This window comes from Pseudofulvimonas gallinarii (assembly GCF_004343305.1).
GTDB lineage: Bacteria > Pseudomonadota > Gammaproteobacteria > Xanthomonadales > UBA2363 > Pseudofulvimonas > Pseudofulvimonas gallinarii.
Window position 1 is genome coordinate 124,247 of sequence record NZ_SMAF01000001.1, and the last position, 26,867, is coordinate 151,113.

Genomic DNA, 26,867 nt, shown 5'->3' on the forward strand with positions numbered 1-26,867 from the left:
CGGTTACAATATGCCGCCCTGCTCCCGTCTTGATCCAGCCGTCGCCCGAACAGGCACGAGTGGGACTTCCCAGCCTTCCACGAGGAGATCCCGATGCGCGTTTCCGCACTCATCAAGTGGCCGTTCCTGGCCAGCCTTGCCCTGGCCGCTGTGCCCGCCCTGGCCGCCGACGAAGTCAACCTCTACACCACGCGCGAGCCGGGCCTGATCCAGCCGCTGCTGGACAGTTTCAGCCGCGATACGGGCATCAAGGTCAACACCGTTTTCGTTGCCGACGGCCTGCTCGAGCGCGTCCGCGCCGAGGGCGGGCGTTCGCCGGCGGACGTGTTGATGACGGTGGACTCCGGCAACCTGCTCGACCTGGTCGGTAATGGCCTGACACAGGGCATCGAATCGGCGACGCTGGAGTCCGTCGTGCCGGCACACCTGCGTGGCGCCGATGGCAGCTGGTTCACGCTGTCGCTGCGCGACCGTGTTCTGTACGCGCACAAGGACCTGGAACTGGACAGCTTCAACTACGAGGACCTTGCCGATCCGAAGTGGAAAGGCAAGGTTTGCATCCGTTCCGGCCAGCATCCGTACAACATCAGCCTGATCGCCGCGATGATCGCCCACGACGGCGTCGAGGCCACGGAAAACTGGCTGCGTGGTGTCAAGGCCAACCTGGCGCGCAAGGCCGCGGGCGGCGATCGCGACGTGGCCCGCGACATCCTCGCCGGCATCTGTGACCTTGGGCTGGCCAATGCCTATTACGTCGGCCGCATGAAAAACGAGCCGGCAGGTTCGGAGCAGCGCCGGTGGGGCGACGCGATCAAGGTGATCCGTCCGCATTTCGCCTACGGGAGCGAAGGCGGCACGCACGTCAACATCAGCGGTGCGGCAGTCGCGCGCCACGCACCGAACCGTGGCAACGCGGTCCGCCTGCTGGAATATCTGGTCGGTGACCAGGCCCAGAGCCTGTACGCGAAGGCGAACTACGAATACCCGGTCAAGGCCGGCGTCGAGCTCGATCCGGTGGTCGCCAGCTTCGGCGCGCTCAAGGTCGATCCCCTTCCGATGACCGAGATCGCCCGCTTCCGCAAGCAGGCCAGCGAACTGGTCGACCGCGTCGGATTCGACAACTGATCCGACGTGGCGGCGCACGCACTGACCCTGCGCCAGCGCGTGCGCCTGCCCCTTCCCTGGCTGTCCCTCGCGGCACTGCTCGCCGCGGTGGTGATCCTGCCGGTCATCGTGCTGGCCGCGACCGCGGCACAGGGCAGCGAAGGGCTCTGGTCCCATGTCGGCCGCCACGTGCTGCCGCAGGCCAGCCTGAACACTTTGTGGCTGCTGTTGGGCGTCGGCATTGTTGTCGGCGTCATCGGCACCGGCTGCGCCTGGCTGGTCAGCGCGTATGAATTCCCCGGCCGGCGCTGGCTGTCATGGGCGTTGCTGCTGCCGCTGGCCGTGCCCACGTATGTGGTCGCCTATGCCTATCTTGACCTGCTGCATCCGCTGGGGCCGGTGCAATCACTGGTCCGCGACCTGCTCGGCTATGACAGCCCGCGCCAGTTCCGGCTGCCGGACATCCGCTCGCTGGCGGGTTGCATAGGCCTCCTCGGCCTGGTCCTCTATCCGTATGTGTATGCGACGGTTCGCGCGATGTTCGCGACGCAGGCGGCCAGCGTGCTGGAATCCGCGCGCAGCCTCGGCGCCGGCCCGGTCGCCGTGTTCACGCGCGTTGCACTGCCGCTGGCGCGTCCGGCCATCGCAGTGGGCATGTCGCTCGCACTGCTGGAGACGCTCAACGACATCGGCGCCTCGCAGTTCCTCGGCATCCAGACGCTGACCGTATCGGTCTATACCACCTGGGTCACGCGCAGCGATCTGGCCGGCGCGGCGCAGATCGCGCTGTCGATGCTGGTGCTCGTGGTCCTGCTGGTCGTGCTCGAGCGCTACAGCCGCCGCCGCCAGCGGTACGCCAGTTCCGCCCGGTCACGTCCGCTGCCGCCCGCCCGGCTGCGTGGCGGCAAGGCCTGGCTGGCGACCGCACTGGTCAGCCTGCCAGTGCTTCTGGGTTTCGTCGCACCTTTCGCCTTCCTTGCCTGGGAAAGCTGGAAGCGGATGGGCGCGCACGGCATTCCGGCCGCAGTACTGGATGCGACCTGGAATACCTTCACGATCGCAGTGATCGCCACCGGGGTCACCGTCGCCGCCGGACTGCTGTTGGCATGGTCGCTCCGACTGGCGCAGTACCGCGGTACCGGCGAGCGCTTCGCTGCCGTGACACTGCGCGTCGGCAGCCTGGGCTACGCGCTGCCGGGGACCGTCCTCGCCATCGGGTTGCTGACGCCGATGGCGTGGTTTGATGCCGGCGTCGCCCGCGTGGCCGGCGCGATCGGACTGGACTCCGGCATGGTCCTGATGGCATCCGGAGGCGCGCTGGTGCTGGCCTACACACTGCGATTCCTGGCGATCACGGCGGGTGGCATCGATGCCGGCTTCGGGCGCGTCCCGGTTTCGATGGACCACGCGGCAGGCAGTCTGGGTCACACCCCCGGCGCGATCCTGCGCCGCGTGCATTGGCCGCTGCTGCGACCGGCGCTGGCGGGGGGCGCGCTGCTGGTGTTCGTCGATACCATGAAGGAACTGCCTGCGACATTGCTGCTGCGACCGATGAATTTCGAAACCCTGGCCACCTGGCTTTATGCCGATGCCGCTCGTGGCGCCTACGAGGATGGCGCGATGGCCGCGCTGCTGATCGTCCTGGTCGGCCTGCTTCCGGTCATCCTGCTTGCACGCACGCGACGCGGCGCGGTCGTCGAGGTTCCGGCATGAGCACACCGGCGCTGGAACTGACCGCCCTGCACCTGGGGTATGTGGTACGCGGCGAACTGCGTACGGTGGTCCGCGACCTGTCGCTGGCGCTGGCGCCGGGGGAGATCGGCTGTCTTCTTGGTGCTTCGGGATGCGGCAAGAGCACGGTCCTGCGGGCGGTCGCCGGTTTCGAGCCGGTACGCGGCGGAACGATCCGCGTGCAGGGCGAGTGCCTGGTCTCACCGGGGAAATCGATTCCGCCGGAACGGCGGCGCATCGGCCTGATGTTCCAGGATTACGCGCTGTTCCCGCATCTCGACGTCAGCGCCAACGTCGCCTTCGGCCTGCGCGACCTGGCGAAGGAACAGCGCCGGCAGCGCGTGGCCCGCATGCTTGAACTGGTCGGCCTGCCGACGTCGGGATCGGCCTATCCGCACGAACTGTCCGGCGGCCAGCAGCAGCGCATCGCGCTCGCCCGGGCGTTGGCGCCCTCGCCTCGCCTGCTGCTGCTCGACGAACCGTTCTCGAACCTCGATGCCGGCACGCGTGAACACCTGGCCGGCGAAGTGCGCGCCCTGCTCAGGGAAACCGGCACGACCGCGCTGATGGTGACGCATGACCAGGGCGAGGCCTTCGCGATGGCGGACTCGGTCGGCGTCATGGTCGACGGCCGCATCCGCCAGTGGGATCGCGCCGAGGTCCTCTACCGGCGACCTGCCGACCGCGCTGTCGCCGCTTTCGTCGGGCGCGGCAGCGTCCTGCCCGCGGCCGCCTTGAAGCTGGACGGCGACGGCTTTGTGCTCCTGCGCCCGGAACAGGTAGTGGTCGATCCGTCGGGACCCATTCCTGCGACGGTGGTAATGAGCCGCTTCGTGGGTCCAGGCCACGTCTGCCGGCTGCGGCTGGACGGCGGCGAGCTGGTGGACGCCGATCTGCCCGCAGGGCCGGTTCCGGGGCCGGATGCCCGCATCGCCTTCCGGCTTGCCGATGCCGGACCCGTGCGGCTACCCTGAACAGGCCCGACCCGCCCTACCCGGCACCATCGGCAATCCGGTTCATGCAGGGGGTTTCCTTTTCCGGGACAAGCCCTTAAACTACTGCGCTTTGCTCGCCCCCGGCCAGAGGTTTCGTGTCATGAAGGTTCTTTCTTCGCTCAAGTCCGCCAAGACCCGGCATCGCGACTGCAAGGTCGTGCGTCGTCGTGGCAAGGTTTTCGTGATCTGCAAGAGCAACCCGAAGTTCAAGGCGCGCCAGCGCTGAGGATCAGGTTGTCCTGGTGATCACTCGAGGCCGGCTTCCATGCCGGCCTCGACCGTTTCCGGGCCTCGAAGCGCGCAGCCATGGCATCCGCATCTCGCATCTGCTAAAACTGGCCTGCTATCCAACAGGGGGTGGGCAATGTCCAAGTCGAGCATGATGCTGGCGGCTGCGCTGGCCATGGTGGTTCCGACGATGGCAGCGGCGGACGTGCTGCTGATCGAACGTGCTGAACAGGCGCAGCGGGCTTCGCTGCCGAAGAACGGCCAGACCATGAACCAGGTACGCGCCGAATTCGGCATTCCGGAGCAGGAACTGGCCCCGGTCGCCGGCAACAAACCGCAACACCCGGCGATCACGCGCTGGCGTTATCCCGGCTACACCGTGTACTTCGAAAACCAGCGCGTGATCAATGCGGTGCTCAACTCACCGACACCGGTCGCGCGCACCGACTGAGCCAACGCCGAACGATGAAAGCTTCTCCGTTCTGGCCGGCGGAATGGGCGGCCCAGGACGGCGTCTTGATCGCCTGGCCCCACGCCGGCACCGACTGGGCCGACAACCTCGCCGATGTCGAGCGTACGTATGCCGCGCTGGCGACGGCCATCAGCCGCCGCCAGCGTCTGCTCATCTGCGTCGCCGATGGCGAGGTCGAGGCGCGGATGCGGCAGCTTGCGACCGCCGCCGGGGCCGACCTGGACCGGATCCAGGCCGTCCGCATCGACTATGACGACACCTGGCTGCGCGATAGCGGGCCGATCAGCCTGGTCGACGGCAACGGTTTCCTGCTGCTCGATTTCCGCTTCACCGGCTGGGGCGGCAAGTTCGAGGCCAGCCGCGACGACGCCCTGGTCACCGGTCTGTTCGAACGCGGCGTCTTCAGCCTCGCCTGCCGGCACGAATCGGTGGATTTCGCCCTCGAGGGTGGCGCCGTCGAAACCGATGGCCAGGGCAGCCTGCTGTCCACCTGGCACTGCCTGGCGACGCGTCATCCCGACAAGACGCGCGAGCAGGTCGAGAAGGTGCTGGCCCGGCAGCTGCGCATCCAGCGCTTCCTGTGGCTGGAGAACGGTGCGCTGCAGGGTGACGATACCGACGCGCACATCGACACGCTGGCGCGCTTCGTCAGCCCCGACACCATCGTCTTCCAGGGTTGCGACGACCCGATGGATCCGCATCACGCCGGGCTGGCGGCCATGGCGGACGAGCTGGCGAGTCTGCGGCGTCCGGATGGCCAGCCCTACCGGCTGTTCGCCCTGCCTTGGGCACAGCCCATCCATGCCGCCGAAGGCCGTCGCCTTGCCGCGTCCTATGCCAATTTCCTGATCGTCAACGGCGCCATCCTGATGCCGGGCTATGGCGACCAGGCCGACGCGGCTGCCGCGCGTGTCCTGCAGGAAGCATCCGGCCTGGACGTGGAGATCGTCCCCTGCCGCCCGTTGATCGAACAGAACGGCAGCCTGCATTGCATCACCATGCAGTTGCCAAGAGGAGTGCTTGCCGATGTCTGAGCTTGTCGTCGCCCTCATCCAGGAACGCAACCACGGCGATGCGTCGGCGAATCTGGCGGTGATCGAAACCCGCGTGCGCGAGGCTGCCGCAGCCGGCGCGCAGCTTGTCGTCCTGCAGGAGCTGCACAACGGTCCGTATTTCTGCCAGCGTGAAGCGGCGGACGAGTTCGACCTGGCCGAACCGATTCCCGGTCCGAGCACGGAACGGCTGTCCGCGCTCGCCCGCGAAACCGGCGTGGTGCTGGTGTCGTCGCTGTTCGAACGGCGCGCGCCCGGCCTGTACCACAACACTGCAGTGGTGTTCGAACGCGACGGCAGCATCGCCGGCCGTTATCGCAAGATGCACATCCCGGATGATCCGGGTTACTACGAGAAGTTCTACTTCACGCCCGGTGACCTCGGCTTCGAACCCGTCGACACCTCGGTCGGCCGCCTCGGCGTCCTCGTCTGCTGGGACCAGTGGTATCCGGAAGCCGCGCGCCTGATGGCGCTGGCCGGTGCCGAGCTGCTGATCTATCCGACGGCGATCGGCTGGGACCCCGGCGATGAACGGGCCGAGCAGGAACGCCAGCGCGAAGCCTGGATCACCGTGCAGCGCGGACACGCCGTGGCGAACGGATTGCCCGTGCTGTCCTGCAACCGCGTCGGCTTCGAAGCCGATCCGAGCGGCGTCGGCAAGGGCGCGCAGTTCTGGGGATCAAGCTTCATCGCCGGACCGCAGGGCGAGTTCCTGGCCCGCGCCGGAGAAGCGGATCCCGAAGTCCTGCTGGTGCGCATCGACCGCGCACGCACCGACGCCGTGCGACGTATCTGGCCGTTCCTGAGGGATCGTCGCATCGACGCCTACGGTGACCTCGTCAAGCGCTACCGCGACTGACCGCCCCTCCTGCAAAACTCCGGCAGGCGTGGCGGGGCGGCCGTCGCGACGCGGCTGCCGGCGCATCCCCATCCCGCCTGTCCAATGACCACCGCAGCGACTCTCCCTGTCGATCTCCCCGCCCTTGAAGGCCAACCCGTCGAAACCGTCGAACGGGATGGCGTGCGCTTCACGCTGCTGGGTACCGCACATGTCTCGCATGCCAGTGTCGAAGCAGTGCGCGCAGCCATCGCGTCCGGGCGTTTCGATGCCGTTGCCGTCGAGCTGTGCGACAGCCGGCACCAGGCGCTGATCGCGCCCGAGCGCCTGCAGCAGCTCGACCTCTTCCAGGTCCTCAGGGATGGCAAGGCCGGCATGGTGGCCGCGCAGCTGCTGCTGGCCTCCTACCAGGCGCGACTTGCCGAGCAGCTCGGCATCGAACCCGGCGCCGAGCTCAGGACTGCGGTCAAGGACGCCGGTGAGCGTGGGCTGCCGGTCTGGCTGATCGATCGCGAGATCGGCGTGACGGTCGGGCGCGCCTACCGTTCCGTGGGGTTCTGGCAGCGCATGGGCCTGGCGAGTGGCCTGATCGCGAGCCTGCTCAGCAACGACCACATCGGTGAGGACGAGATCGAGAAGCTCAAGGAAGGGGACATGCTGGACAGCGCCTTCCGCGAATTCGCCATGCAGTCGCAGCCGCTGTACACGGCGCTGATCGCCGAGCGTGATGCCTTCATGGCTGCGCGGCTGCGCCAGCAGGTCGGGCAGGATGCCAGGCCGCGCGAAGTCCTGGTCGTCATCGGTGCCGGCCACCTGCAGGGCCTGGGCCGGGCATTGGCCGGACAGACCGGTTCGCCCGTCGAACAGGTCGCGGAACTTCAGCGCCCACCACCGCCCCGTCGATGGCCGAAGTGGCTGGGTTATGGCCTCGTCGCCTTCCTGCTCGGCGGCTTCGCCTGGGGTTTCAGCCAGGGACGTGACGTCGGCGCCGAATTGCTGATCTTCTGGGTGCTGGCCACCGGCGGCCTCGGCGCCATCGGCTGCATCGCCGCTGGCGGCCACCCGGCGAGCGTGGCCGCCGCCTTCGTTGCCTCGCCACTGACGCCACTGCATCCCGCCCTGGGCTCCGGCACCATCAGTGCTGCCGTCGAACTGTGGGCACGCAAACCCACCGTGGCCGATTTCGGGCAATTGCGCCATGATCTGAAAGGGTGGCGAGGCTGGTGGCGCAATCGTGTCGCACGCGTCCTCGTCAATTTCTTCCTCACTTCGCTTGGCACGGCCATCGGCGTCTGGCTGGCCGGCGCCAAAATGATCAAGGCGTTGTTTTCCGCATGAGTCTGTTCTCCGCGTTCCGTAAACCCGCCTGGCAGTCCTCCAATCCCGCGCGCAGGCTGGCCGCCGTTTCCGCCGGCAATGATCCCGACCTCCGCGCCGCGCTGCCGCGCCTTGCGTTGGAAGACCCGGATGCATCCATCCGACGTGAAGCCCTGCGCCGTTGCGACGATTTGGCGCTGTTCGCCAGCGCGATGAAGAACGACGGCGATGGCGGCATCCGGCACTGGGCGCGCGAACGCTGGCTGGCGGCGGTTTCCGATGGCCGGATCGAAGCCGACGACGGCGTCCTGTCGCTGCTTGAGGGTGACGAACTAGAACAGCTGGCCATCCGGCATGGATCGGCTGCACTGCGCCAGCGGCTGCTGCAGCGGATCAACCGGCAGGGCTTCATCAACGAGCGCGCGCTCGCCGATCCCGATGCGGGTATCCGCCTGGCACTTGTCGAGCGCATCGACACGGTGGCGGTGCTGGAGCGGATCGCCGACAAGGCACGCCGCTTCGACAAGCGCCTGGCGCGTGCGGCCCGCGATCGCGCGGACGCGCTGCGCCTGGCCTCCGGCGACAACGCTGCGCAGGCTCGCCGCGCTCTCGCCCTGTGCCAGTCACTCGAACAGGTGATGCGTGAACCGATGGAGCTGGACGCGCGTCGCGCCCGCCTGGCCAGCCACGAGGAGGAGTGGCGGTCGCTGGATGCCGAAGCGCTGTCGTCCGAACTGCATGCCCGCTTCGCCGGTGCGCGCGAGGTGATCCTGGCGCAGTTGCAGCCGCCGCCTGCGCCCTCGCCGGAAGCCGCCGGTGACCACAGTCCGGAGGAGTCCGGGCCCGGCGTCGTTGAAGAGCCGCCTCCGCCAAGCCTGGAGGAGATCGCCGCACAGACGCGCCTGCAGGCCGAACTCGCCGCCCTGGCCGAACAGCGCGCCCGTGAGAAGGCCGAGCAGGAAGCGCAGCAGAAGCGTGTGGCCGAACGGCGCGCCGGGCAGCACGCGCTCCTGCAGTCGCTCGAAAAGGCCCTCGACGATGGCGACATGGCCGCCGCAGGCAAGTCGCTGGCCGATATCGACCCTGCCCTGCTGGCGCAGTCCGACCAGCGCCAGTGGCAATCCCTGCAGCCCCGGTTGCGCGAACTGCGCGCGTGGCAACGCTGGGCCAGCCAGGGTGCCAGGCAACGCCTGTGCGAAGACGTCGAGGCGCTCGAAGGTCGTGGGTTGCATCCGGATGCGCTTGCGACACGCGTGCGGGAACTGCAACAGCAGTGGCGACAGATCCATGTCGACGGTACCGATGGGCTCGACCGGCGCTTCCACGCCGCCTGCACGCGTGTACTGAAACCGGCGCGCGGGTTCTTCGAAAAACGAGACGCCCTGCGTGACGGTTACCGGCAGACGCTGGACCGCTTCTTCGCCGACGCCCATGGTGCCCTGGGTGCAGCACGCCCAGCTGGCGACGTGGAAGGAAACGACGCCACAAGCGCCGGCGAGATCGAAACGGAGCGCCTGCTCGCCCTGCAGTCCGATGCCACGGGTCATCTCCGGCAGCTGGACCGGCTTGCTCCCGGCGACCGCCGCGAAGCGGCCGATCGTCTCCGCGGGCTGCTCGATCGCATCAGGCCCGTTCTCGAATCGCGCTTTGCCAGCGTCGAAAAAGAGCGCGACCGGCTGATCGAGGCGGCCACGCGCCTCTCCGGCGAAACGAACGGCAAGCGTCTGGGCGTCGAGGCGCGCAGCCTGAACCAGCGCTGGCAGGCACTCGGCAAGGGCCGCCGCGGCCGCGACCAGCAGCAATGGCGCCGTTTCCGCGCCGCGCTTGACCAGGCCTTCGCCAACCTCGATGCGGCCCGGCGCGAGAATGCGGCCGCGGCCGAGGCCCTGCACGCGCAGGCCGAGGCGTTGGTCGCAGCCATCGAGGAGGCTGTGGCAGGCAGCGAAGAACAGGCCGCCGACGCGGCTGCCCGCGTGCGCGAACTGCGCGAGCGGTGGCAGGCCATGAACATCCGGGATGCGGCGCTGGGTAAACGCTACGACGACGCCATGACCCGCCACCGCCTGGCGCTGGAACGGGTAAAGGCACGCCAGCAGCGCGAACAGCTGCTGGCCCTGATCGAGCAGGCGCCGGCCGCAGGCAGCGGTACCGACGAAGGTCGTGTTGCGGCACGGGCGCTGGTGTTCGAGGCCGAATCACTGGCCGGCATCGATCCGCCTGACGACGAGCGCGAAGCCCGCAGGCAGTGGCAGCTTGAGCGACTGCAGGCCCGCCTGGGCGGCGGCGCGGGGGTCGTCGACCTGGCCGGGCTGCTGGCGCGGTGGCGTGATCTTGCCGGCGTGGACGCAGAGGATCGCCGGCGTTTCGGCGAACGCCTCACGCGCGTGGTCGAGCGCAGCGCCTGAGCGGCGCTGCGCGGGGGCTCAGGCGGCCTTGCCGCGTTTGCGCAGCACGTACACCGATGCCGGCGGCAGATTGCGCAGCGTGAAACCCGAGCGCTCGCCCTGCAGGCCGAGCTCCGCCATCACGTCAGGATGCACGGGGACTTTCGGACCGTAGGTGAACTGCACGAACGCGCCGTCCTCACCCATCAACTCGAACGCGCCTGCAAGGATCGCTTGCTGCGTCTCCCGGTCCATGGCCAGCAGGCCGAGTCCACTGACGATGGCATGGACCGCGCCTTCGTCCAGGAAGCGTCGGACCTCGGGATTGCCCGGCAGGTCGCGCGCATCGCCCAGCACCACCCGGATCGATGGCAGCTGTTCGCGGAGATAGGACTGCAGTTCCGGGTTGTACTCCAGTGCCAGCAGGTCGTTGCCGGCGATGCCATGCTCCAGCATCGCCCGGGTGAAGGCGCCAGTCCCCGGACCCAGTTCGATGACCCGTCTGGTTCCGGCCGGCAGCGCCTCGATGATCCGGCGCGCCAGGAAACGGCTGCTCGGCGAAATCGCGGCGATGCTCAACGGCCGACGCAACCACTGGCGGAAGAACATCCACAGCTCGGCACGGTTGGATCGGCTGGTTGAAGTCGGACTCTTGGCTTCCACGGAACATCCCTGTCAGGCAGGGACCGATCATAGCCAGCCGCGGGTCCACTGGCGATATGCCATCAGGCCTAGACCGGCGCATCCAGAGACTCCTTGCCACGGCAAGTTGTCGACGCGCCGTGCTCGGGGTTACCCGGTGCAAAAAAAAAGCCCCGCGTCGGAGGGAGGGCCGTCGCGGGGCGGTCGAGACCACGATGAGGGAGGGATCGTGATCTGCTGTCAGGCGGATTGCCCGTCTGACGGCGCCTACTCTGCCACCGTGCCACTGAATTACGGCTGAGCAAAACAGTGCGCTTTTGCCGGTGGTTTGGGCCGTCCCGGGGGTCAGTCGCGACGTGGACGCAGCAGAAAGACCTGATGGATGCGGGGGTCGCGGGCGAAGTCGAATGGCAGCATCGCCGCACTGCGATCCTCGATGTGGAACCGCGATGCCAATGCGTCGTGGTCCAGGCGGAAACGCCGGAAATGGTTCGAGAACACGATCTCGCCACCAGGCGTCAGCAGGTTCCCGCAGGCATGCAGCAGTTCGACGTGCTGGCGCTGTACGTCGAAATCGTCGGCGCCCTTGGAATTCGAGAAGGTCGGCGGATCGACATAGACCAGGTCATAGCGTCCCGGCCGCGCGTCCAGCCAGCGCATCACGTCCGCCTGCACCAGCCGGTGCCGCGGACCGGTGAAGCCGTTGAGCTCGAGATTGCGTTGCGCCCAGGCCAGGTAGGTCGTCGACAGGTCGACGCTGGTCGTGGTGCGGGCACCGCCGGCGGCGGCGTGGACGGTGCCGGCGCCGGTGTAGCAGAACAGGTTGAGCATGTCGCGGTCGCGCGCATGGTCGCGCAACCAGGCACGCACGGGCCGATGATCCAGGTACAGGCCGGTGTCGAGGTAATCGCGCAGACGGACTTCGAAGCGCAGGCCCTGCTCCTGCGCGATGAGCACCGTGTCACCCCGTCCGGTGGGCAGGTACTGGTCGCCCTGGTCCTGGTGCTGGCGCCGCCGTGTCTTCACGGTGACGCGCTCACGCGGCATGGCCAGGACGTCGCGCACGGCACGGATCAGTTCACCCAGCCTTCGACGCGCGGTTTCCGCGGGAATCTGTGCCGGCGCCTGGTATTCCTGGACGACGGCATGGTCCTCGTAGATGTCGACGGCCGCGGCGTATTCCGGCAGGTCCGCGTCGTACAGGCGGTAACAGGTGATGCCCTCGCGCTGCAGGCGCTTGCGCATCCGGTCCTGGTTCTTTCGCAGCCGGTTGGCGACCATCTGCGCGCCGGCGCTCAGGGGTGCTTCGACGACCGGTGCCCGTTCGGCTTCCCGCACCGGCTCGATCAGCAGCAGTTCGCAGGCCAGTCGGCCGTTGCTCAGCGCGTAGCGTTTGCGGGCGCGCAGGCCCAGTGCGCGGCCGCGGCCATCCGCCAGGGTCAGCAGCGCAAGTCGGCTGTCCGGGAAATGTTCGCGCACGCTCTGGCCAAACCGCTGGTACAGATCTCGGGTCGAACGGTCATCACCCAGACGCGCGCCATAAGGCAGGTTCGACACCAGCAACGGCGGACGGGGCGAAGGCGTGGGCCGCGCCAGCGCATTGCCGTGGCGGAAGCTCACCAGCTCTCCGACGCCGGCGGTCTGCGCGTGCCGTTTCGCCAGATCGACGACGCGCGGGTCGAGATCGACGCCTTCTATGGCGACGGTGGTTGCGGCCAGTCCCTTTTCGCGCCGCTGGAACGCCTCCTCGCGCAGCGCGTTCCACGCCGCGGCATCGAACCCGGGCCAGCCGGCGCAACCGGGAAGCGCACGAAGGATGCCGGGCGCGATGTCCGCCGCCATCCAGGCCGCTTCGATGGCGATGGTTCCAATGCCGCAGAACGGGTCAAGCAGGTGTGCGCCTGACGCCGCGTCGGCGGGCCACCCGGCGCGAAGGAGCATGGCGGCGGCGAGGGTTTCCTTGAGCGGTGCCTCGCCCTGCCCCTGTCGCCAGCCGCGCCGGTGCAGGGGCTCGCCGGAAAGGTCCAGGCCAAGGACGGCCCTGTTCTTCACCAGCCTGAGATTGAGGCGCACGTCGGGGTTGTCCGGATCGACGTCCGGGCGGTGTCCGTCGCGCGCGCGCAGCTGGTCGACGATCGCGTCCTTGGCGCGCTGGCCGGCGAACATGCCCTGGTTGATCGTCGAGGCGCGCGCCGTGGCGTCGATGGCGAAACTGCGGCCGGCGTCGAGGTGGCGCGACCAGTCCACCGCCATGACGCCCTCGTACAGCGCGTCCGGACCGTCGGCATCGAACTCCGCCAGCGGCAGGAGCACGCGGCTGGCCAGCCGCGACCAAAGACAGGCGCGAAGCCCCAGATCCCCGGCACCGGAGAAATGGACGCCGGCCAGCGCCTCGTGTGCGTCGACGGCGCCAATGGATTTCAGCTCGTCGACGAGCAGGTATTCCAGGCCCTTCGCGCAGGTCGCGAAATAACGGACCGCGCTCACTCGCAGGATCCCAGGAAGCGGTCGAACAGCGCGGCGATCACATCGACATGGGCTTCTAGACGATGGTTGTCATCGAGCAGGTGCAGCGGCAGGCGCCGCCGCGAAGCGAAGGCGACGACGTCAGCGGCCGGGATCAATTCATCACCCCAGGCATGCACGATCTCGGCGCGGACAGCGGGAAGGTCCAGCGACAGCGGGAAGCCGGGGATGCCCAGCGGCGGCGCGATCAGGAAGACGCCCCTGCAGGGAACGCTCAGCGAGGCCCGCGCCGAACAGAAGGCACCCAGGCTGGATCCGGCCAGCACCAGCGGTTGGCCCGGCTCGACCGACGCCAGCAGGCGTTCGATGCGCGATTCAAGCCGGCGGACATCGCGTGTCGCATCAAGATCGCGGAAATCGGGACGGCTGCTGCGCCAGCCACGCGCCTCCGCAACGGCCGCCAGGGCACTCACCTTGTTCGCCTGCGGGCCGGACTCCATCCCGTGCGAAAGCAGTACCTGTCCCTTCATTGTCGACCATCGCGTTTCTGCAGCCGGCCATGCTATCAGACGACGCATGATGCGCAGACCCGCCGGCCAGCCGGCTGTTAGCATTCGTCCATGTCGCACGCCCCCCCGAATCCCACGTTGAGCCCGGTCATCGACCGTCGGCTCCCCTACGCGCAGAAACTGGCCACGCGCGCGACGTCCGACATCGACCTGGCGGTCATCCATTGCACGGAGTTGCCCGACCTGGCGACGGCACGCGAGTTCGGCGAGCGGGTACATTACGACAGCGGCACCGGCAACAGCGGCCACTACTACATCGACCGCGACGGCCGCATCGAGCGCTGGGTTCCCGAGGATCACGTCGCGCACCATGTCCGCGGCTGGAACACGCGCAGCATCGGCATCGAACTGGTGCACACGGGCCGTTGGCCGGACTGGTACCATTCGCGCCGGCAGGTGCCCACCGAGCCCTACCCCGACGTCCAGATCGATGCGCTGACCGCGTTGCTCCGGGGCCTGCGCGAGTCGCTGCCGTCCTTGCGCTGGATCGCGGGCCACGATGATCTCGACCGCGAACAGGTTGCCGCCAGTGACGCGCCGGACCAGTCCGTCCGGCGCAAGATCGATCCGGGTCCCGGCTTTCCGTGGCCGCGCGTGGTTGCGGCCTCCGGGCTGGCGCGCCTGGACCCTGATTCCCCGCTCCCATTTCCTGCAAAGTCCGACGAATGAACCAGGCTGTCGTTTCCGAACTCACCGAACTGCTGCGCCTGGAGCGACTGGAAGACAACCTGTTCCGCGGCCAGAGCCGCGACATCGGCACGAAATACGTGTTTGGCGGACAGGTGCTCGGCCAGGCACTGTCCGCTGCGCAGCAGACCATCGATGGCCCGCGCTTCGCACATTCGATGCATGCCTACTTCCTGCGCGCCGGCGACAACGAGCGCCCGATCGTCTACACGGTCGACCACACCCGCGACGGCGGCAGCTTCTCGGTCCGCCGCATCACGGCCGTCCAGCACGGCAAGCCGATCTTCGTCTCCACGGTGTCGTTCCAGATCGACGAAGGGGGCGCCGAACACCAGGTCGCGATGCCCGAGGTGCCGCGTCCCGAAGACCTCTCTCCGCCGGAGCCGCTGTCGGAACAGGCGCTGGCCAACGTGCCGGTCAAGCTGCGTCGCTGGCTGATGCGCGCCGGTCCGTTCGAATTCCGCCACGTCTGGCCGCGGGACGAGGTCAATCCGCCGAAGCGGCCGCCGCTGCAGCATGTGTGGTTCCGGCTCACGCATCCGGTCGAGGATGATCCGGTGCTGCACCGCAGCCTGCTGGCCTACGCCTCCGACTTCCATCTCATCGGTACCGCCACCCTGCCGCACGGCATTTCCTATCTGCATCCGAACGTGCAGATGGCCAGTCTCGACCACGCCATCTGGTTCCATCGCCCGTTCCGAGCCGACGAATGGCTGCTGTATTCCTGCGACAGCCCGAGCGCTCAGGGTGCGCGTGGCCTGGCGCGCGGCAGCATCTACAGCCGTGACGGTGCGCTGGTGGCATCCACCGCGCAGGAAGGGTTGATCCGCCTCGTCAATTTGCACGAACAAAGGGATAGATCATGAAGCATTTCATTACCGTGACATTCTGTGTCTGGATACTCTGTGCATGCACCCAGCGCGCTGAACGCACGCCCGAGGAAACCTCATCGCCACCCTCCACCGACAGCGCCGCGCTCATCCAGAATCCAGGATTCGAATCTGGAACGATCGAGCCATGGGGCACAGCCATTCATGCCAACCCGCAATCCTACGACTTTCAAATTGTCACGGATGCCATCCGTAGTGGAAGACACACGCTCAAGATCCAGGGCGACGGACGCGAGCCTTGGGGCGGTATCATCCAGAATGCCGGAAGTGGTGATCTGGCCGGCAAACGAATGCGCCTGACTGCCTGGGCCAAGGGGACCGGGCTGGTCGAGGGTGTTCAGTTCATTGTCGTATTCAAGGACACGATGGCCATGCCTGTGGATCACGTATTCAGCAATCTGGGCGCCTCGTTCGATTGGCAGGAGTTGCACCACGAGTTTGATGTTCCCGATCAGAAAACCCGCGTGGAAATCGGCGTCATGCTCCTTGGTGCCGGCACGCTGTGGCTGGACGACATCAGCCTCGAAGTGATACAGCCTTCGCAGCACCACTGAATGGCAGCGCCGAACAACCTGGACGGACCGAACACAGGGATGACCAGAACGCATCATGCGCCCTGATGGGCGCATGCTGCGGCAGTGACGCATCCGGTTGCGTTGGCGTCAGACGCCGACCGGCTCGGCCGGCACCTCTTCCTCGACGTCGACTTTCAGGGTCCCGTCGACCACGTCCACCAGCACCTTGCCGCCGTTCACCAGACGGCCGAACAGCAGTTCGTCCGCCAGCGCGCGCTTGACATGGTCCTGGATGATCCGCGACATCGGTCGCGCACCCATCTGCGGATCAAAGCCATGCTCGGCCAGCCAGCGGCGGGCATCCGGGGTCACGGTCAGCACCACCTGGCGCTCGGCCAGCTGTGCTTCCAGCTCGATGATGAACTTGTCGACCACGCGCAGGATGTGTTCGAAATCCAGCGGGGCGAACTGGATGATCGCATCCAGGCGGTTGCGGAACTCCGGCGTGAACACCCGGCGGATGACTTCCATCGCGTCGGTGGCGTGGTTCTGGTCGATGAAGCCGATGCTGCGCCGTGCCGCGATCGCCGCACCCGCGTTCGTGGTCATGACCAGCACCACGTTGCGGAAGTTGGCTTCGCGACCGTTGCTGTCGGTGAGCGCGCCACGGTCCATGATCTGCAGCAGGATGTTGTACACATCCGGATGCGCCTTCTCGATCTCGTCCAGCAGGATCACAGCGTGTGGATGCTTGGTCACCGCTTCGGTGAGCTGCCCGCCCTGGTCGAAGCCGACGTAGCCCGGCGGCGCGCCGATCAGGCGCGATACCGAATGCGGTTCCATGTACTCGGACATGTCGAAGCGGATCAGCTCGATGCCGAGCTGCATCGCCAGCTGGCGCGTCACCTCGGTCTTGCCGACGCCGGTCGGCCCGGCGAACAGGAAGCTGCCGATCGGTTTGGCCGGATTGCCCAGACCCGAACGCGCCATCTTGATCGCGGCCGCCAAGGTGTCGATGGCCGGGTCCTGCCCGAACACCACCATCTTCAGGTTGCGGTCGAGGTTGCGCAGCACGTCGCGGTCCGATGCCGAGACCTGCTTCTCGGGAATGCGCGCCATGCGCGCCACGACGTATTCGATGTCGTCGACGTCGACCTTTCCGTCGCGTTCGGCTTCAGGCAGCAGGCGCTGCCGGGCACCCGCCTCGTCGATGACATCGATGGCCTTGTCCGGCAACAGGCGGTCGCCGATGTGCCGGACGGACAGATCCACCGCCGCCTGCAGCGCATCGGGGCTGTATTCGACCTGATGGTGTTCCTCGAACTTGCCCTTCAGGCCCTTGAGGATCTCCACGGCCTCGGCCACCGACGGCTCGACGACGTCGATCTTCTGGAAACGACGCGCCAGCGCCCGGTCCTTCTCGAAGACCGCGCGGTATTCCTGGAACGTGGTCGACCCGATGCAGCGCAGTTCGCCGTTCGACAGCACCGGCTTGATGAGGTTGGAGGCATCCATGGTGCCACCGGAGGCGGAGCCGGCGCCGATCACCGTGTGGATCTCGTCGATGAACAGGATCGCGTTCGGGCGCTTCTTCAGCTCGGCGAGCACGCCCTTCAGGCGCTTCTCGAAATCGCCGCGATACTTGGTCCCGGCGACCAGCGCGCCGAGGTCGAGCGAATAGATCACCGCATCGGCGAGCACGTCCGGCACCTCGCCGGCGACGATGCGCATCGCCAGGCCCTCGGCCAGCGCGGTCTTGCCGACGCCGGCGTCACCGACGTACAAGGGATTGTTCTTGCGGCGCCGGCACAGCACCTGCACGGTCCGCTCGATCTCGGCGGCACGGCCAATCAGAGGATCGATCCGGCCAGACTCGGCGAGTTCATTGAGGTTGCTGGCAAATTCCGCCAGCGGGTCACGGCGGGACTCGCCGTCGCCGGCCTCGCCTTCCTGCTTCGCATCAGGAGTCTCGGCCGGCTCATGGCCGATCTTGGCGACACCGTGCGACAGGTAGTTGACCACGTCGAGGCGGCCGACATCCTGCTGGTTGAGGAAGTAGACGGCGTGCGAGTCCTTTTCGCCGAAGATCGCCACCAGCACGTTGGCGCCGGTCACTTCCTTCCGGCCCGACGACTGCACGTGGTACACGGCCCGCTGCAGGACGCGCTGGAAGGCCAGCGTCGGCTGCGTGTCGCGGGTGTCACTCTCGGGCAGGACGGGCACGGTTTCGCTGATGACGCCGCGCAGGTCGCTGGCCAGCCGCTTGAGATCACCGCCGCAGGCCTGCAGAACCGGCGCTGCCGACGGATTGTCGACCAGCGCCAGCAGCAGATGCTCCACGGTCATGAACTCGTGACGCTGTTCGCGGGCGCTCTTGTAGCACTGGCCGATGGTGAGTTCGAGGTCTTTGCTGAACATGTGGGTTCCTGGCGTTGACCTGACTATGCGTCCGGGGCGGGCAGTTTTCAATCCGTCGCCGACGGCGGTTCAGCCGTCGCTGATCCTCTCCAGCGTACACAGGAGCGGGTGCTGGTGCTTGCGCGAGAACTCGTTGACCTGGGTGACCTTGGTTTCCGCCACTTCCCGCGTAAAGACGCCGCAGATGCCCTTGCCCCGGGTATGCACGTGCAGCATGACCTGGGTGGCGCGTTCCCGGTTCATCGAGAAGAACAGCTGCAGCACGCTGACCACGAAATCCATGGGTGTGTAGTCGTCGTTGAGCAGCACCACCTGGTACATCGGCGGTCGGGCGACCTCGGGCGGTGCGGTTTCCACGGCGACGCCGTGGTCAGGGTCCTTGTCCGGGTGGGTTGCCATCGTGAAGGAAGAATCTGGCTGCAATGCCGCGATTTTACGCTGTCCTGCGCGGAGCCGTCGCCCTGGCCGCGCAAGGCGCGCCGCGATCAGGGCGCGTCCACGCGGTAACATGCGGCCCGATGAAGGATTCGATTGCCCCCGTCCCGCGTCCGGACGTCTCCGCCCTGCCCCGCATCACCGTCGCCGCCGTCGTCCCCGATGGCGACCGCTTCCTGTACGTGGAGGAGTCGGTCGCCGGTGCGCTCGTGATCAACCAGCCCGCCGGCCACCTCGAGCCGGGAGAAACCCTGGTCGAGGCAGCCGTCCGCGAAACACTGGAGGAAACCGGCTGGCAGGTCGAAGTGACCGGTCTGGTGGCGGTGTACCACTGGCCGGATCCCCCTGACCGCAAGCCCGTCCTGCGTTTCACCTTCGCCGCACGCCCCCTCTCCCACGATCCTGGTCGCCCGCTCGACACGGGTATCGTGCGCGCCGTATGGCTGCGCCAGGACGAGCTGCTTGGCGGCGGGCACAGGCTGCGCAGCCCGCTGGTCGCCCGCAGCCTGCATGATTTCCTGAATGGACAGCCTGCGCCGCTGTCATTGCTGCCGTCGATTGGCGGCTGAACGTCCCCATCAACTGTCCATGACTCCGGATCCGATCATCATCGGCCTTTCGGGCGGCGTCGATTCGTCGGTCGCCGCGCTGCGCCTGCGCCAGTCCGGCCGCGATGTCGCCGCCCTGTTCATGAAGAACTGGGAGGAGGACGACGTCAGCGGTACCTGCTCCGCCGAAGCCGACGCGGCCGATGCACAGGCGGTCGCCGACCATCTCGGCATGGTCCTGCACACGCGCAACTTTGCCGCCGAATACTGGGACGGCGTGTTCGAGCAGTTCCTCGCCGAACACCGGGCCGGTCGCACGCCGAATCCCGACGTGCTCTGCAACCGCGAAATCAAGTTCAAAACCTTCCTCGACCACGCCCACGACCTCGGCGCTGCCCGGATCGCGACGGGTCACTACGCCCGCGTCGGCCGCGCTGCCGACGGCCAATGGCTGCTGCTTCGCGCCGCCGACCAGAACAAGGACCAGACCTACTTCCTGTACACGTTGGGCCAGGCGCAACTGGCGGTCACCGAGTTCCCGATCGGCGACCTGCCGAAACCACAGGTGCGCGAACTGGCCACGGGTGCCGGCCTGGCAACGGCGCGGAAGAAGGACTCGACCGGGATCTGCTTCATCGGCGAACGCGATTTCGCCGGCTTCCTTGCGCGCTACCTGCCGCCGTGCAGCGGCGAGATCCGCAGCGTCCGCGGCACGAAGCTGGGCGAACATCCGGGCGTGCACTTCTTCACGCTGGGACAACGCCAGGGTCTGGGCATCGGAGGACGGGCGGATGGCAACGGCGAGCCGTGGTTCGTGGTCGGCAAGGATCCAGCCTCGAACACCGTCTGGGTCGACCAGGGCGACAGCCCCCTGCTGTATTCCGATCGCCTCGAAGCCTGCCAGCTCAGCTGGGTGGCGGGTGCCGTCCCGGCTGCCGCTTTCGAGTGCACCGCGAAGACCCGCTACCGCCAGCCCGACCAGGCCTGCACGGTCACGATGCTCGGGGGCGGTCGCTGCAGCGTGCGGTTCGCGCAGCCGCAGCGCGCCGTGACTCCGGGGCAATCGGTGGTGTTCTACCAGGGCGAGCGTTGCCTCGGTGGCGGCGTCATCGAGGCCACCAACGCCGCCTACGGCGGACTCAAAGACAGATTAGGAGAGCACTGAGCATGGATCGTGCGCTGGACCGTTTCGAAGCCCAGACCCTGGCGCTGGCCGGTGTCGTCCAGGCCGTCCACCAGGCGCTGCTCGTCGCCCGTCGCGGCGAAGCGGAACCTGAACCCCGCGACGCCAGCCTGGCCAGCATCCTGCGCCTGTCGGTGGATTCGCCCGACGCGGTCTATGGCGGACTGGGCGGCGTGCGCAGCGGGCTCCGCCTGCTGGTCAGCCAGCTGCGCGGCGAGCAGCGCGATGCCGACCTGCTGCGCGTGGCCGGTACCGTGCTCCAGGTCGAACGCCGCTACAGCCGCCATGACGCCATGCAGGGCGAGCTGCGCCGGCGGCTGCTGACCCTGGCGAACCTTCACGGTCCCGACGACGCGTCTTCGCCGGAGGCGGTCACCGGGCTGGCCGCCGCCTATCTGGCAACGATTTCAACGCTCACGCCGCGGGTAAAAATACCCGGCAACCCATTGATATTGAAAGAGCCGTCAAATATCGCACAGATCCGCGCCTGCCTGTTGGCGGCACTGCGCAGCGCCAGCCTCTGGCGACAGCTGGGCGGCAAGGGCTGGCATCTCATCCTGCGCCGCGGCCGGCTGGTGGAAACGGCCCAGCGACTGCTCGGTCGCAGCCTCGCGACCGTGCAATAGCCAGCGGGCCCCACCTGCCCGCGCTTGCCCTCGCCTGCCGCTCAGCCTGGCGGCCAGGCCAGACGGCGTCCCGCCAGCAGGTGCAGGTGGATGTGGTACACGCTCTGCCCGCCATCGTCACGGCAGTTCATCACCACCCGGTAGCCGTTTTCCGCGAAGCCCTGCTCGCGTGCATAGCGCGCAGCCGCCAGCATCAGCTGGCCGAGCAGCCCGGCGTGCTTGTCGGTAGCGTCGTCGAGCGTCTCGATCGGCTGTTTCGGAATGAACAGCACATGCACCGGCGCCTGCGGGTTGATGTCACGGAACGCCAGCACGTCGTCGTCCTCGTAGACGATGTCTGCGGGAATCTCGCGGCGGATGATCTTGGTGAACAGGGTGTCGGACATCGGGTTCGTCCTGTGCGTCATGGAATCAGAGGGATTGCCGGCTGCCGAAGGCCAGCGCCAGCGTGCCGCGATCGACGAACTCCAGTTCGCCGCCCAACGGGACGCCGTGCGCCAGGCGCGTGGCACGCACATCGGCGCTGCGCGCCAGTTCGGCCAGGTAGTGCGCGGTGGCCTCGCCTTCGACGGTGGCATTGGTGGCGATGATCAGCTCCTGGACGCCTTCCTCCAGCAGCCTGTTGGCCAGCAAGTCCAGGCCCAGTTCACGCGGGCCGCGGCCGTCGATGGCACTGAGCCGGCCATGCATCACGAAATAGTTGCCGCGGTAGCCGGTGGCCTGCTCGATGGCGGCCAGGTCGATCGGGCTTTCGACGATGCACAGCAGCTGCTGGTCGCGATTGCCGCCCAGGCAGATCGCACACAGCTCGTTCTCGCTATAGTCACGGCAGCGCCGGCAATGCCCGATGCCTGTCATCGCCTCGGCCAGCGTCGCCGCCAGCCGCCGGCCGCCGTCACGGTCACGCTCCAGCAGCTGGTAGGCCATGCGTTGCGCCGACTTCGGGCCGACCCCCGGCAGGCAGCGCAGGTCGTCGATCAGGCGCCTGAGCAGGGCACTCATCGTCGCGGACCGTTCCGGGACGCGCTCAGAACAGGCCCGGGATCTTCATGCCGGGAGGAATCGGCATGCCCTGAGTGGCTTCCGCCATGCTCTTTTCGGTCAATGCCGTCACCTTGTTGACGGCATCATTGACCGCCGCGGCGACCAGGTCCTCGGCCATGTCCGGATCGTCGGCGAGGATCTGCCGGTCGATGCGCACGCGACGTACCTGGTGCTTGCCGGTCATCACCACTTCGACCATGCCGCCGCCGGCACTGCCGGTGACCTCGGTTTGCGCCAGCTGCTCCTGCGCTTTCTGGATGTCTTCCTGGGCCTTCTGCACTTTCTGCATCAGGCCGGCGATCTGGTTCTTGAACATGTCGGGTTCCTGGGAGTGGGTGGAAATGGCCTCAGAGCGGCCGCACCGATCCGGGTGCCAGCTCGGCATCGAAGGCGGCCATCGCCGCCTGCACACCCGGATGCGTGGAAAAGTCGTTGCTCGCCTGCTGCTGCCGGGCCTGCTGCTGCGCAGCGCTTCGTTGCGCGGGCGTGTCGCCCGCTTCGGCAACGAATTCGATGGCGATGCGCACCGGCCGGGCGACCGCCGCCGACAGCGCCTGCTCAAGTTCCTGGCGGATGCCTGGCGTGCACAGGGCATCGAGGGCGCGCGGCAGACCGAGGCGAAGGGCATCACCTTCGCAGCCGAGCACAGTGCAGTGATCGGCCACCTGCCGCGTCGAGGCGCGCAGGCCCATCTGTTCGATCGCCGACATCCAGCTCGAGGTATCGGCGGGCAGCGCGATCGGATCGGGGATGACGTGCTCGCTCGCCGGGATACGCGCCGGGATCGGATCAGGAACACCCGGCGCCGCGACGGCACGCGCCGGCATCGAAGGCGCGGCCGGCGCCGTCGTAGTCGGTGCGGCCACCTTGGCAGAAGGCGCGGCGATGCGTGGTGCCGGCCCTGCAGACGCCGAACGCGCCGCCGGGACCGCCGCCGCGGTGGTCACCGCACTGCGCTGTGCCTGTGAACCGCTGTCGCCGCCCGGTTCAGCCTCGGGCCTGAAGGCCAGCATGCGCAGCAGGCTCATCTCGAAACCGATGCGCGGCGACGGTGCCAGCGACAGGTCGCGGGCGCCCTGCGTGGCGATCTGGTAGTACAGCTGCACATCCTCGGGCGCCAGGCGTTCCGCCAGCGTCCGGGTGCGCGCGACATCGAAGCGGTCGGCCGCCTCACCCGCCGCTGGCAGCAACTGGCAGACCTGCACCCGATGCAGCGCGACTGCCATGTCGCCAAGAACGCTGCCGTAGTCGACAACGAAGCCGGCCACCGCTTCGACCGCCGCGTAAAGTGCCGCCGCGTCGCCGTCGGCAACCGCTTCGAGCAGGCGCAGCACGATGTCCTGGTCGAGCGTGCCCAGCATGGCGCGGACTTCCGATTCGGCCAGCTGTCCACCGCCATGGGCGATCGCCTGGTCAAGCAGGCTCAGGCCGTCGCGCAGGCTGCCGTCGGCGGCGTGCGCGATCAGCGCCAGCGATGACGGTTCCGATGCGATGCCTTCGGCGGCCAGGATGTGCGCGAACTGGCCGGCGATTTCATCCTCGCGCAGGCGCCGCAGGCTGAACTGCAGGCAGCGCGACAGGACGGTGACCGGCAGCTTCTGCGGGTCCGTCGTCGCAAGCAGGAAACGGACGTGTTCGGGCGGCTCTTCCAGCGTCTTCAACAGCGCGTTGAAGGCGTTCTTCGACAGCATGTGCACTTCGTCGATCAGGAAGACCTTGTAGCGGCCGCGCGACGGCGCGTACTGCGCGCTGTCGATCAGCTCGCGCACGTCGTCGACGCCGGTGTGCGAAGCAGCGTCGATCTCGATCAGGTCGACGAAGCGGCCGGCATCGACTTCCAGGCAGACCGGACACTGGCCGCAGGGTTCGCTGGACACCCCGCTCTCGCAGTTCAGCGACTTGGCGAAGATGCGCGCGATCGTCGTCTTGCCGACGCCGCGCGTACCGGTGAACAGGAAGGCATGGTGCACGCGGCCGGTGTCGAGCGCGTTGCGCAAGGCCTTGACCACGTGTTCCTGGCCAACCAGTTCGGTGAATGTCCGCGGCCGCCATTTGCGGGCCAGGGCGAGATAACTCATGGGCGGGATCGGTCCTGTGCGCGGATGTCGCCTTTCGGCGCATCACGGGGGAGGTCGATTCTGCCAGACTGCGGGCGAACTGGCCCGCGGATGGGGCGCCGTCGCGGTTTGGCTTGTCGGTATGCCCTGCCCTCCGGTATGCTTGCGCGCTCGCTGCGAAGGCTTCACCGCCTTGTGCCGCGTGACCCGGAGAGATGGCCGAGTGGTTGAAGGCGCACGCCTGGAAAGTGTGTATACGGCTTAACACCGTATCGAGGGTTCGAATCCCTCTCTCTCCGCCAGATTCCGCAGTTCCGCATCGCGCGACGTCCAACGCGCCCGGCCTGCAATGCTCTATGGTGGCCTCCGTCGGCCCCCGCGGCGATAGATGGTGAACTCGGCCAGGTCCGGAAGGAAGCAACCGTAATCATCGATTCGGGCGACGGGATCCGTCGGCGGAGGCTGCCACCCTTCCCGCCCCGATCCTTCCGGACCTGGCTGTTGCCCGGCCCGGCTCGTGCCTCGCCTCGGCAACGCCGGACCGGGCCACGTGGGTCCGCGATGCCTTGCCGGGCCTGGCGGCACGACGGGACCGGTGGGGGATCCTCCGGCCCGGCTCCAGTACGCGCCACGGGGTCAGGGTTCGAAATCGTCGGCGAAAATCCGGTCACCAGCGCCCGCAGGCGCCATCCCGAATCCGGCGCGGAGCCAGTCGTTGATCGCGCCCGCGGTCAGGGCGGGATTCCAGTTTGCGCGCGACTGACCGTGGACCGCCGTCAGGAAGTCGTCGAAATCCGTTCCCAGGCCGAGGTGCTGCACGTAGCCTTCGATATCGCGGCCGGGTTCCGGGAACTGGGGCAGTTCGACACTGGCCTGGCTGTCGCCGCTACCGGCGATCCACTGCGCGAGGCTGGCATTGGCGCCATTGATGCGGAACAAGGCGTTCGCCGGCGCCAGCGAGTGGTAGCGGTTCCGTCCTGCAAAGCCGTAGCCACCGGTAGACAGGCTGACCAGTGGCGTAGCCGTGGGTGACTGCACGATATTCCCGGCGAACAGGACATCGTCGACGGCACCGCCGTTGCGGAAGTCGATCAAGGGCGAGCTTCCGCTGCGGATGTTGGCGATCACGTTGCCATAGACAAGGATGGTGCCGATGGCGTCGGCCGTGTGCACCTTGAGCATCCATGTATTGGTGATCGGCGTACGCTGGTGGATCATCAAGTTTCGGCTGATGCTGCCGCTGTGCCAGTCGATCACTTCGATCCCCCAGGCCAGGGAACGGTTCGTCGGCCTCGACCGGCCGGGGTCGATGATCACGTTGTCGCGCAGCGTGACATCCGCGAACCGCTTCGGACCGAATGGCGCATTGCCCCCCAGGCTGATGGCCTGCTCGCTGTCGGCAAACAGGTTGTCTTCGACCAGCAGCGATGTCGACATCCTTTCCGGCGCGTCCTCCGCCGTCCACTTGTTGCCGATCGAGGAGGGACGCAGGAAAAGGTTGCGCTGGAAGACGACGTTCCGCGAGCCGCCGAAATAGGTGTTGTGGTTGTAGATGGTCGCCTGTCCCCCTTCCGGATCATCGTTGCCGGATTGCGACTGGATCCGCCAGCCGTTGTGATCGAACAGGTTTTCCTGCAGCAGTATGCCGCCCAGATTGTGCGGCGCATGTCCGGAGCTCTTGAACCAGAGGCCCTGCGAGTGGCCCGAAGACTTGTAGTTGCCGGAGATGATGCTGCGGCGGATCACCACGCGCACCGCCGGCTCGTTCGGCGCGTTGCCATTGATGTCGTTGACGGCATAGCTTCGGAATACACAGTCTTCGATCAGGAGGTCGCGCACCTGGCGCGGATCGCCGGCGAACGAGGTGGTGAAGGAGAAGCCCGACGATCCTTCGTAACCGGTAAAGAACGCGCCATCGGTATCGCGCGTATGTGCCCAGAATTTCAGGCCGACAACCGCCTGGTTCACCGGCTGGTAAGTGGCCAGTCCCCTGTTGGCGCCCGTTCGCAGCTCGGGCCGCGGCCCCTCGTCCCATGCCGTGGCGACCATGCGTTCGGAGGGCGATCGTCCGCGACGTGTGGGCAATGATTCCTCCCAGACCCCGCCAGCCCGCAGCAGCAGCCAATCCGGCGCATCCTGGCGCAGCTGCGCCTGGGCAGCGGCCAGCGTACGGAAGGCACGGACATTTCCGGCCGGCCGCGTCGGATCCGGACCGACGAGGGGACTGGATGGCAGGTGGTACTCGCCGGTGGCATCGTTGCCCGCTGTCGAATCGACGTAGATGAGGCGACTGTCGGACGCGGGGACCAGGATCGACCAGCCTTCACTGTCCTGGTCTGGCAGATGGAAGTCGGCGACCGACACGGCGAGGGCATTGCCGCTGGCCAGGCCAGACAAGGCAAGCACGAGGGCGACGAGGGATCGACCACCTGGGGTGGGTGAAGCCTCGCCGGCATTGCGAACAATGGCAAACATGAGATCAGGTTCCTTTTCGTGCCCGTTGCGAAAGACCGGCCGGACCGGCCACTGATCGGGCGCCGCAGCGTCCAGGTCGAGCGATTCGCAGCTTGCAGATGAAAGACCGGCCTGCAGCCGCCAACAGTCCGGCCAACGATTCCACGCCAGATTCAGGACCCTGCCTGTTCCTGCGTCCTTTACAGGACACG

25 protein-coding genes, 1 tRNA gene and 1 other RNA gene are annotated in these 26,867 nt (G+C 67.4%); 17 read left to right on the plus strand and 10 right to left on the minus strand.

The window, feature by feature from the left end:
• The first annotated feature begins 93 nt into the window (after positions 1-93).
• From EDC25_RS00630 to EDC25_RS00670, 9 genes are all read left to right on the plus strand, one after another.
• Entirely contained in the window at positions 94-1,125 is a 1,032-nt protein-coding gene (locus tag EDC25_RS00630; protein ID WP_205984940.1) for a Fe(3+) ABC transporter substrate-binding protein, read from the plus strand.
• A 6-nt stretch (positions 1,126-1,131) separates the two neighbouring features.
• Positions 1,132-2,817 carry an ABC transporter permease gene (locus EDC25_RS00635; protein WP_123521813.1) on the plus strand — a complete coding sequence of 562 codons (1,686 nt, stop codon included), beginning with the start codon at positions 1,132-1,134 and terminating at the stop codon, positions 2,815-2,817.
• Positions 2,814-3,809, plus strand: a complete 996-nt coding sequence (locus EDC25_RS00640; protein ID WP_205984939.1) for an ABC transporter ATP-binding protein — start codon at positions 2,814-2,816, stop codon at positions 3,807-3,809. Before EDC25_RS00635 ends, EDC25_RS00640 begins: the two co-directional genes overlap by 4 nt.
• A 121-nt stretch (positions 3,810-3,930) precedes the next feature.
• A complete protein-coding gene (ykgO, locus tag EDC25_RS00645) occupies positions 3,931-4,056 on the plus strand; it encodes a type B 50S ribosomal protein L36 (RefSeq protein WP_123521812.1) in 126 nt (41 codons plus the stop codon).
• Between the two features lie 138 nt (positions 4,057-4,194).
• Entirely contained in the window at positions 4,195-4,509 is a 315-nt protein-coding gene (locus EDC25_RS00650; protein ID WP_123521811.1) for a hypothetical protein, read from the plus strand.
• A gap of 14 nt (positions 4,510-4,523) precedes the next feature.
• Complete coding sequence (locus tag EDC25_RS00655) at positions 4,524-5,564, plus strand: agmatine deiminase family protein (RefSeq protein WP_123521810.1); 1,041 nt, start codon at positions 4,524-4,526, stop codon at positions 5,562-5,564.
• Entirely contained in the window at positions 5,557-6,441 is an 885-nt protein-coding gene (locus EDC25_RS00660; protein ID WP_123521809.1) for a carbon-nitrogen hydrolase, read from the plus strand. The genes EDC25_RS00655 and EDC25_RS00660 overlap by 8 nt, the downstream gene beginning before the upstream one ends.
• A gap of 84 nt (positions 6,442-6,525) precedes the next feature.
• On the plus strand, positions 6,526-7,758 hold the full coding sequence (locus tag EDC25_RS00665) for a TraB/GumN family protein (protein ID WP_123521808.1): 1,233 nt from the start codon (positions 6,526-6,528) through the stop codon (positions 7,756-7,758).
• A complete protein-coding gene (locus EDC25_RS00670) occupies positions 7,755-10,142 on the plus strand; it encodes a DUF349 domain-containing protein (RefSeq protein WP_123521807.1) in 2,388 nt (795 codons plus the stop codon). The genes EDC25_RS00665 and EDC25_RS00670 overlap by 4 nt, the downstream gene beginning before the upstream one ends.
• Before the next feature lie 18 nt (positions 10,143-10,160).
• Here EDC25_RS00670 and EDC25_RS00675 read toward each other — a convergent pair whose 3' ends face one another.
• The 3 genes from EDC25_RS00675 to EDC25_RS00685 form a co-directional block, all read right to left on the minus strand.
• Positions 10,161-10,784 carry a class I SAM-dependent methyltransferase gene (locus EDC25_RS00675; protein WP_132577157.1) on the minus strand — a complete coding sequence of 208 codons (624 nt, stop codon included), beginning with the start codon at positions 10,782-10,784 and terminating at the stop codon, positions 10,161-10,163.
• 324 nt (positions 10,785-11,108) lie between these two features.
• Complete coding sequence (gene rlmKL / locus EDC25_RS00680) at positions 11,109-13,250, minus strand: bifunctional 23S rRNA (guanine(2069)-N(7))-methyltransferase RlmK/23S rRNA (guanine(2445)-N(2))-methyltransferase RlmL (protein WP_123521805.1); 2,142 nt, start codon at positions 13,248-13,250, stop codon at positions 11,109-11,111.
• Entirely contained in the window at positions 13,247-13,759 is a 513-nt protein-coding gene (locus EDC25_RS00685) for an alpha/beta fold hydrolase (protein WP_123521804.1), read from the minus strand. Before EDC25_RS00685 ends, rlmKL begins: the two co-directional genes overlap by 4 nt.
• 90 nt (positions 13,760-13,849) lie before the next feature.
• Between EDC25_RS00685 and EDC25_RS00690 the strand changes: the two genes are divergently transcribed.
• Genes EDC25_RS00690 through EDC25_RS00700 form a run of 3 tightly spaced genes read left to right on the plus strand, consistent with a single transcriptional unit; the run spans position 13,850 to position 15,929 of the window.
• The gene (locus tag EDC25_RS00690) at positions 13,850-14,467 is read left to right on the plus strand and encodes an N-acetylmuramoyl-L-alanine amidase (RefSeq protein WP_123521803.1); all 618 of its coding nucleotides are present in this window, start codon (positions 13,850-13,852) and stop codon (positions 14,465-14,467) included.
• Positions 14,464-15,351: an acyl-CoA thioesterase II gene (gene tesB / locus EDC25_RS00695; RefSeq protein ID WP_123521802.1), complete on the plus strand. Its 888-nt coding sequence runs from the start codon at positions 14,464-14,466 to the stop codon at positions 15,349-15,351. Before EDC25_RS00690 ends, tesB begins: the two co-directional genes overlap by 4 nt.
• A complete protein-coding gene (locus EDC25_RS00700) occupies positions 15,348-15,929 on the plus strand; it encodes a carbohydrate binding domain-containing protein (protein WP_123521801.1) in 582 nt (193 codons plus the stop codon). Before tesB ends, EDC25_RS00700 begins: the two co-directional genes overlap by 4 nt.
• Before the next feature lie 108 nt (positions 15,930-16,037).
• On the opposite strand, the gene clpA is transcribed toward EDC25_RS00700, so the two are convergent.
• Positions 16,038-18,308, minus strand: coding sequence for an ATP-dependent Clp protease ATP-binding subunit ClpA (gene clpA, locus EDC25_RS00705; protein WP_123521800.1), 2,271 nt, complete (start codon positions 18,306-18,308; stop codon positions 16,038-16,040).
• A 69-nt stretch (positions 18,309-18,377) separates the two neighbouring features.
• Positions 18,378-18,707, minus strand: a complete 330-nt coding sequence (gene clpS, locus EDC25_RS00710; RefSeq protein ID WP_123521799.1) for an ATP-dependent Clp protease adapter ClpS — start codon at positions 18,705-18,707, stop codon at positions 18,378-18,380.
• Between the two features lie 119 nt (positions 18,708-18,826).
• Here clpS and EDC25_RS00715 point away from each other — a divergent pair, with 119 nt between their 5' ends.
• The 3 genes from EDC25_RS00715 to EDC25_RS00725 are packed head-to-tail and all read left to right on the plus strand — an operon-like array spanning position 18,827 to position 21,100.
• Positions 18,827-19,312 (plus strand): NUDIX hydrolase, encoded by a 486-nt coding sequence (locus tag EDC25_RS00715; protein WP_123521798.1) that lies wholly within the window; start codon positions 18,827-18,829, stop codon positions 19,310-19,312.
• A 19-nt stretch (positions 19,313-19,331) separates the two neighbouring features.
• Positions 19,332-20,456 carry a tRNA 2-thiouridine(34) synthase MnmA gene (mnmA, locus tag EDC25_RS00720; RefSeq protein ID WP_123521797.1) on the plus strand — a complete coding sequence of 375 codons (1,125 nt, stop codon included), beginning with the start codon at positions 19,332-19,334 and terminating at the stop codon, positions 20,454-20,456.
• Positions 20,457-20,458: 2 nt separating this feature from the next.
• Positions 20,459-21,100: a lysogenization protein HflD gene (locus EDC25_RS00725; RefSeq protein ID WP_123521796.1), complete on the plus strand. Its 642-nt coding sequence runs from the start codon at positions 20,459-20,461 to the stop codon at positions 21,098-21,100.
• Positions 21,101-21,141: 41 nt separating this feature from the next.
• Here EDC25_RS00725 and EDC25_RS00730 read toward each other — a convergent pair whose 3' ends face one another.
• The 4 genes from EDC25_RS00730 to dnaX are packed head-to-tail and all read right to left on the minus strand — an operon-like array spanning position 21,142 to position 24,222.
• Complete coding sequence (locus EDC25_RS00730; RefSeq protein WP_123521795.1) at positions 21,142-21,486, minus strand: histidine triad nucleotide-binding protein; 345 nt, start codon at positions 21,484-21,486, stop codon at positions 21,142-21,144.
• A gap of 25 nt (positions 21,487-21,511) precedes the next feature.
• Positions 21,512-22,102, minus strand: coding sequence for a recombination mediator RecR (gene recR, locus EDC25_RS00735; RefSeq protein ID WP_123521794.1), 591 nt, complete (start codon positions 22,100-22,102; stop codon positions 21,512-21,514).
• Between the two features lie 25 nt (positions 22,103-22,127).
• Positions 22,128-22,460: a YbaB/EbfC family nucleoid-associated protein gene (locus EDC25_RS00740; RefSeq protein ID WP_123521793.1), complete on the minus strand. Its 333-nt coding sequence runs from the start codon at positions 22,458-22,460 to the stop codon at positions 22,128-22,130.
• Between the two features lie 31 nt (positions 22,461-22,491).
• On the minus strand, positions 22,492-24,222 hold the full coding sequence (gene dnaX, locus EDC25_RS00745; RefSeq protein WP_123521792.1) for a DNA polymerase III subunit gamma/tau: 1,731 nt from the start codon (positions 24,220-24,222) through the stop codon (positions 22,492-22,494).
• A gap of 188 nt (positions 24,223-24,410) precedes the next feature.
• On the opposite strand from dnaX, the gene EDC25_RS00750 reads away from it, so the two are divergent.
• Both EDC25_RS00750 and ffs read left to right on the plus strand, forming a co-directional pair.
• A tRNA-Ser gene (locus EDC25_RS00750) sits at positions 24,411-24,503 on the plus strand.
• 63 nt (positions 24,504-24,566) lie between these two features.
• Positions 24,567-24,664: signal recognition particle sRNA small type (gene ffs / locus EDC25_RS00755), an RNA gene on the plus strand.
• 173 nt (positions 24,665-24,837) lie between these two features.
• Here the strand turns inward: ffs and EDC25_RS00760 are convergent.
• Entirely contained in the window at positions 24,838-26,676 is a 1,839-nt protein-coding gene (locus tag EDC25_RS00760) for a hypothetical protein (RefSeq protein ID WP_132577158.1), read from the minus strand.
• Positions 26,677-26,867: the final 191 nt, after the last annotated feature.